The organism is Nocardiopsis salina YIM 90010 (assembly GCF_000341025.1).
Taxonomy (GTDB): Bacteria; Actinomycetota; Actinomycetes; order Streptosporangiales; family Streptosporangiaceae; genus Nocardiopsis; species Nocardiopsis salina.
In genome coordinates, this window is record NZ_ANBF01000215.1 from 1 (window position 1) to 5,618 (window position 5,618).

The following is a 5,618-nucleotide window of genomic DNA, read 5'->3' on the forward strand; positions in this document are numbered from 1 at the left end:
ACCACCCGCACCGTGCCCGAAGCCTCCACCAGCACCCGGATGTGCACACCCGCGCCGCCGTACTTGAGAGCGTTGTCGATGAGCGCGTCCAGGGCCTGGTCGAGGGTGCCTTCCACACAGTGCACCGTGGCCGCTGCCTCGCCCGAGCACTCCAGACGGGCCCCGGCGCGTTCGGCGATGGGTAGCCAGGCGGCGACACGGTCCTCGGCGGCCTCCCGGACGTCCTCCTCCACCAGTGAATGGTCGGCGTCCTCGGTTCGCGCCAGGGTGAGCAGGCTGTCGCAGATGCGGGTGAGGCGGTCGACCTCGTCCAGCGCCAGCCNCAGGGACTCCACGCGCAGGCGCAACGCGGCGAGAGGGTTGCGGACCTGGTGGCCGGCGTAGGCGACGAAGGTGCGCTGGCTCTCCAGCATCGAGGAGATGGTGTCGGCCATCCGGTTGAAGGACTCTCCCAGGCGGCGCAGTTCCAGGGGCCCGTCGCGGGCGCGGACCCGCGCGTCGAGGCTGCCCTCGCTGACGGCGCGCGTCGCCTCGTCGAGATGGTCGATGGGACGCAGTACCCACCGGGTCAGGGGGCCGGCCGCTGCGATGCCGACGACCAGTACCGTGAGCGCCACGATCCACACGCCCACCCACTGCAGGAGGATCGCGCGGCGCAGCCCTCCTGTCGGCGAGGCTGTCACGACCACGCCCACGACCTCGCCGGAACCGACCGGCTCGGCCACCACGAGCGGGTCGGTGCGCCACGGCCACACGACGGTGTCCGTGCCCAGCCGCGCCCCGGCCAGAGCGGTACGCACCTCGCCGGGAAGGTCGGCGGGGTCGCCGCGCACGATCTCCTCCAGGCCGGTGCCCTCGAGGTCGTCCCGGGAGGAGGCAACGAGGCGGCCGTCCCGGTCGATGACCACCCCGGCCACGCCGTAGAGCTCGTCGTAGGCGGCCAGTTCCCCGGAGAGCGTTCCGACCGAACCGGTGAGCACCGTCGGTTCGGCGATCCCGGAAAGCCGGGCGGTGTCGTTGATGCGGTCGAGGAGCATCTCGGAGGTACCGCGAGCGGCGATGCTCCCGCTCAGCGGCCAGGCCAGCCCCAGGCACGCGACCACGAGCAGGGTCACGTACACCGTGGTCACACGCCGGCGCATCGTGGTCAGGACCGCCCGGTCCGGGCGGTCCCGGAGGCGGCCGGGGGCGCGGCTCCGACCGCGGCCAGTCGGTACCCCACGCCCCGCACCGTCTCGATGAGACCGGACACCCCGAGCTTGGACCGCAAGGTCCCCACGTGCACCTCGAGAGTGCGCAGCGTGCCCGGCCAGGTGGTGCGCCACACCCGCAGCAACAGCTGTTCCCGGGTGACGACGGCGCCCTCCTCCCGGGCCAGGACCGCCAGGAGGTCGAACTCCTTGCGGGTGAGCTCGATGGGCCCATCGACCCCGGACACGGTGCGCGCGTCAAGATCGATACGGAGGGGCCCCACCCGCACGGCCGGGTCGTGCCGCGGCCGGGTGCGGCGCAGGACCGCCTCCATACGCGCGCAGAGCTCTTCGATCGCGAGGGGTTTGACCACGTAGTCGTCGGCACCCGACCGCAGACCGCGGATGCGTTCGCGCTGGCGGCCGCGGGCGGTGACCATGATGATCGCGGTGTCGCCGAAGTCGTTCCGGTCGCGCAGGCGCCCGCACAGCTCGATACCGTCCATGTCGGGCAGCCCAAGGTCGAGCAGGACGACGTCGACCGGTGCGGCCTCGAGGGCCCCAGCGGCTGTGCGCACCTGGGCGACCTCGAAGCCGCTGCCCTCCAGCGCTCCGGCCAGCGCGTCGGCGAGGCGTACGTCGTCCTCGGCGAGCAGCACCTTGATCATGGCGTCCGGGTCCTCCGGTTGCGTGGTGCGATGTGTCGTTACCGCACCCCAGGGCGTGTTTCGTGCACACCCTAGCCATGAGCTGTGCTGTGGGCCACAGGCGGCCCCGGATCAGCCCCGGCGCACCTCGGCCCCGGGGACGATCTCGGGTGCGCCGTGCTGCACGGCGTCGGCCTCCTGATCGGTGTCCTGTTCCTGGGCGGCGCGCTCGGACTCGATGCCCTTGCGGTAGTACTCGACCTCGCGCTCGACCTGTTCGTCGGACCAGCCCAGCGGCTCGGCCATGAGACGTGCTGCCTCCTCGGCAGCGGCGATTCCGCGGTCCCAGGTCTCGAACGTGATGCGGGTCCTGCGGGTGAGCACGTCGTCGAGGTGGCGGGCGCCCTCGGCCTCGACCGCGTAGACGATCTCCGCACGGAGGTAGTCCTCGGACGCCTCCAGGGGGCGGCCCAGGTCCGGGCGCTCGCGCACCATCTGGAGCAGGTCGCGCGTGGCGGTGCCGAAGCGCCGCAGCAGGTGCGTGATGCGGGAGACGTGCAGCCCCGAGTCACGGGCCAGCTGGTGGCGCTGGTTGACCAGGGCCTGGTAGCCGGAGGCACCGACGAGCGGGAGCTTGTCGGTCACCGACTGAGGCAGGGCCCCGCCCAGTCCGTGTGCGACGGCGTCCACCGCGTCCTTGGCCATGACGCGGTAGGTCGTGTACTTCCCGCCGGCGATGAGCACGAGACCGGGCACGGGGTGGGCGACGGTGTGCTCCCGGGAGAGCTTGGACGTCTCGTCCGACTCGCCCGACAGCAGCGGACGCAGCCCCGCATAGACGCCTTCGACGTCGTCGCGGGTCAGCGGGGTGCGCAGGACCTTGTTGAGGTGGTCGAGCACGTAGTCGATGTCGGCGCGGCTCGCGGCCGGGTGCGCCTTGTCGAGGTCCCAGGCGGTGTCGGTGGTGCCGATGATCCAGTGGCGGCCCCACGGGATCACGAACAGCACGCTCTTCTCGGTGCGCAGGATCATCCCGGAGGAGGCCTGGATGCGGTCGCGCGGGACGACCAGGTGGATGCCCTTGGACGCGCTGACGTGGATCTGTCCGCGCCCGCCGACCATCTCCTGGATCTCGTCGGTCCACACGCCGGCGGCGTTGACGACCTGGCGGGCGCGGATCTGCTTCTCCTCGCCCCTCTCCAGATCCTTGACGGTCGCGCCGACCACGTGCTCGCCCTCGCGCAGGAACCCGACGGCCTGCACTCGCGAAGCGATGTGCGCGCCCAGGCCTGCGGCGGTGCGTAGGACCGTGCTCACGAAGCGGGCGTCGTCGACCTGGGCGTCCCAGTACTGGACGGCGCCGGCCACGGAGTCGCGCTTGAGTGCGGGGAACACACGCAGGGCGCCCGACCGGGACAGGTGCCGGTGCGAGGGCAGCCCGCGGTTGTTGCGGGAGGTGTGCGCGAGCGCGTCGTAGAGCGTCACGCCTGCGCCGATGTAGAAGCGTTCCCAGTGGTGGCTGAACGGGAACAGGAACGGAACCGGGCGTACCAGGTGCGGCGCGATGGTGGTCAGCAGCAGACCGCGCTCGTGGAGGGCCTCCTGCACGAGTTCGATGTCGAACTGCTCGAGGTAGCGCAACCCGCCGTGGATGAGCTTGCTGGATCTGCTGGAGGTGCCGGAGGCGAAGTCGCGCGCCTCGATCAGCCCGACCGAGAGCCCGCGGGATACCGCGTCCAGGGCGATGCCGGCGCCGACGATCCCCCCTCCGACGACGAGGACGTCGAGTTCCTCGTCGGCCATGGACGCGAGAGCGGCATCCCGGCCCTTGGGTCCTAGCCACGTGGTCGCCATGCGGAAGTCCCTTCCATTCGACAGGTGTCTCGGAGGGCGCATACCCGCCACGGGTCCCGTCCACCGGACCGTTCGACATCAGGCTACCCACGCCTCAGATGCCCCATACGACACACGCGTTGCTGACCTGCGAAGACACGCCGAACCTGTGGCCTACCCCACCCGCACCGGGCCCCGCTTGGGACCGGGAGCCTCCGGGTAACCAGCGGACATGTACCGGAAGTTGGGCAGCAGCCACGACAACGTCCTCGCCTACCAAGTGGCGGGGCGGGGGACGCCCAGGGAGATGGCACAGCTCCTGGACGAGGTGAGGGAAGCCGTCGATTCCCACGGGCGCATCCGATTGCTCCTGCGGATGCGCGGGTGGCCGTACGCGGAGCTGTCCACCGTGCGCCACCGTGTCGAGTTCCTGCGCGAGTACGGTGACGGTCTGGACCGCCTGGCGGTCGTCAGCGACGAACGGCTCCTCGGGTTCCTGGCCGACCGGGCCGACCGCTTCACCGGCACCGATCTGCGCTCCTTCAGGACCGAGTGCGAGAACGAGGCCTGGGAGTGGATCGAGACCGGTGCCGACGAGCAGGACGACCCCCGCTGACGGAAGGCCTCAGGAGGCGTCGGCGTAGGCGTGTGCGTAGGCCAGCACGTCGTCCACGTACTCGCCCGAGCGGTTGTAGGCCAGCACCGCGGCCTCCCAGTCGTCGGAGGCGGTGAGGTCTCGTTGGTCGGCGCACAGGTACCGCGCGGCCGTGAGAGAGGCGTCGTCGATGTTGTGGGGGTCGGGTGCGCCACCCTCCAGCGACTCGCCCCAGCGCTCCCAAGTAGCCGGGATGAACTGCATAGGTCCCACGGCCCGGTCCCACTCGGTGTCCCCGTCGTGTTCGCCGTTGTCGGTGTCGGGGATCGCCTGGGTGTCGTTGGTGCCGTCCAGCGGGATCCCGATGACGTCGACGGTCGTGGTGCCGTCCTCGCCGATCTCCCCGCCGGCGAACGTGCCGTGCTGCGACTCCACGTACCCGATCCCGGCCAGGGTCGGCCAGGAGAGTTCGCAGGAAGGGGTATCGGCGTTGACGACCAGCTGGGCCCCGGCATAACCCTCCAGGGCGCGGTGCGGGATCCCGGTGTCGTCGGAGACCTGGTCGAGCCAGGTGTCGTCGGGCCGCGTCGCGGCACCGTCGGGGGCGGCCCGTTCGTCGGCGTCGCCCTCGTCCTGACCGGTGACCTCGGCCCGTTCGGGCGGACCGTCGATCTCACTGCGCGGCGGGGTCTCGATGGTGCCGTCGGAGGGCTCGACCGGCGCACCCGTGGGGGGTTCCCACTCACCCATGGCGGTGGAGACCCGGTCGACCACGTAGAGCACGCCCCCGGTGAGCACCAGGCACACCGCGAGGGTCACGCAGGCCGCGACCACCGGTCCCCGTCCCTTGCGGGCGGTTCCGGATGCACTGCCACCCATGCATGTCCTCCATCGAAGGGTCGTCCCCCGGGTCTGACACGAAATCCCGCCCATGCTCGCACATCGGGCGCCCCCCGAAGCCCGGGGGACGCCCGATGCGCAGAGGGGCCGATCAGCCGTGGGGGTTGACCACGACCTCGACGCGCTGGAACTCCTTGAGGTCGCTGTAGCCGGAGGTGGCCATCGTGCGGCGCAGGGCACCCATGAGGTTCATGGAGCCGTCACTGGTGGAGGCCGGCCCGTGCAGGATCGACTCGAGGCTGCCGATGGTGCCGACCTCGACACGGTGCCCGCGGGGCAGCTCGCCGTGGTGGGCCTCGCTGCCCCAGTGGTAGCCGCGGCCGGGCGCCTCGGTGGCGCGTGCGAGCGGCGAACCGACCATCACGGCGTCGGATCCGCAGGCCAGGGCCTTGGCGATGTCGCCGCTGCCGGTCATGCCGCCGTCAGCGATGACATGCACGTAGCGGCCGCCGG

At 71.3% G+C, this 5,618-nt stretch carries 6 protein-coding genes; 1 reads left to right on the forward strand and 5 read right to left on the reverse strand.

The window, feature by feature from the left end; all coding sequences use genetic code 11:
* The 3 genes from D474_RS0124115 to D474_RS0124125 form a co-directional block, all read right to left on the reverse strand.
* Positions 1 to 1,142 (reverse strand): sensor histidine kinase (locus D474_RS0124115; RefSeq protein ID WP_026118760.1); only part of this gene is annotated, 1,142 nt, incomplete at its 3' end.
* Positions 1,143 to 1,147: 5 nt separating this feature from the next.
* Positions 1,148 to 1,858 (reverse strand): response regulator transcription factor, encoded by a 711-nt coding sequence (locus tag D474_RS0124120; RefSeq protein WP_017616054.1) that lies wholly within the window; start codon positions 1,856 to 1,858, stop codon positions 1,148 to 1,150.
* 111 nt (positions 1,859 to 1,969) lie between these two features.
* Positions 1,970 to 3,691: a glycerol-3-phosphate dehydrogenase/oxidase gene (locus D474_RS0124125; RefSeq protein WP_026118761.1), complete on the reverse strand. Its 1,722-nt coding sequence runs from the start codon at positions 3,689 to 3,691 to the stop codon at positions 1,970 to 1,972.
* A gap of 211 nt (positions 3,692 to 3,902) precedes the next feature.
* Between D474_RS0124125 and D474_RS29935 the strand changes: the two genes are divergently transcribed.
* On the forward strand, positions 3,903 to 4,286 hold the full coding sequence (locus D474_RS29935; RefSeq protein WP_017616056.1) for a SpoIIAA family protein: 384 nt from the start codon (positions 3,903 to 3,905) through the stop codon (positions 4,284 to 4,286).
* Positions 4,287 to 4,295: 9 nt separating this feature from the next.
* Here the strand turns inward: D474_RS29935 and D474_RS0124135 are convergent, their stop codons facing one another.
* Complete coding sequence (locus D474_RS0124135) at positions 4,296 to 5,144, reverse strand: lytic transglycosylase domain-containing protein (RefSeq protein ID WP_017616057.1); 849 nt, start codon at positions 5,142 to 5,144, stop codon at positions 4,296 to 4,298.
* A gap of 112 nt (positions 5,145 to 5,256) precedes the next feature.
* Positions 5,257 to 5,618 (reverse strand): IMP dehydrogenase (locus D474_RS0124140; protein WP_026118762.1); only part of this gene is annotated, 362 nt, incomplete at its 5' end.

Excerpts from the sequence above, each read along its gene's own strand:
- D474_RS0124135 (WP_017616057.1), bottom strand. The coding sequence starts at position 5,144 with ATGGGTGGCAGTGCATCCGGAACCGCCCGCAAGGGACGGGGACCGGTG.
- D474_RS0124120 (WP_017616054.1), bottom strand. The coding sequence starts at position 1,858 with ATGATCAAGGTGCTGCTCGCCGAGGACGACGTACGCCTCGCCGACGCG.
- D474_RS29935 (WP_017616056.1), top strand. The coding sequence starts at position 3,903 with ATGTACCGGAAGTTGGGCAGCAGCCACGACAACGTCCTCGCCTACCAA.
- D474_RS0124125 (WP_026118761.1), bottom strand. The coding sequence starts at position 3,691 with ATGGCGACCACGTGGCTAGGACCCAAGGGCCGGGATGCCGCTCTCGCG.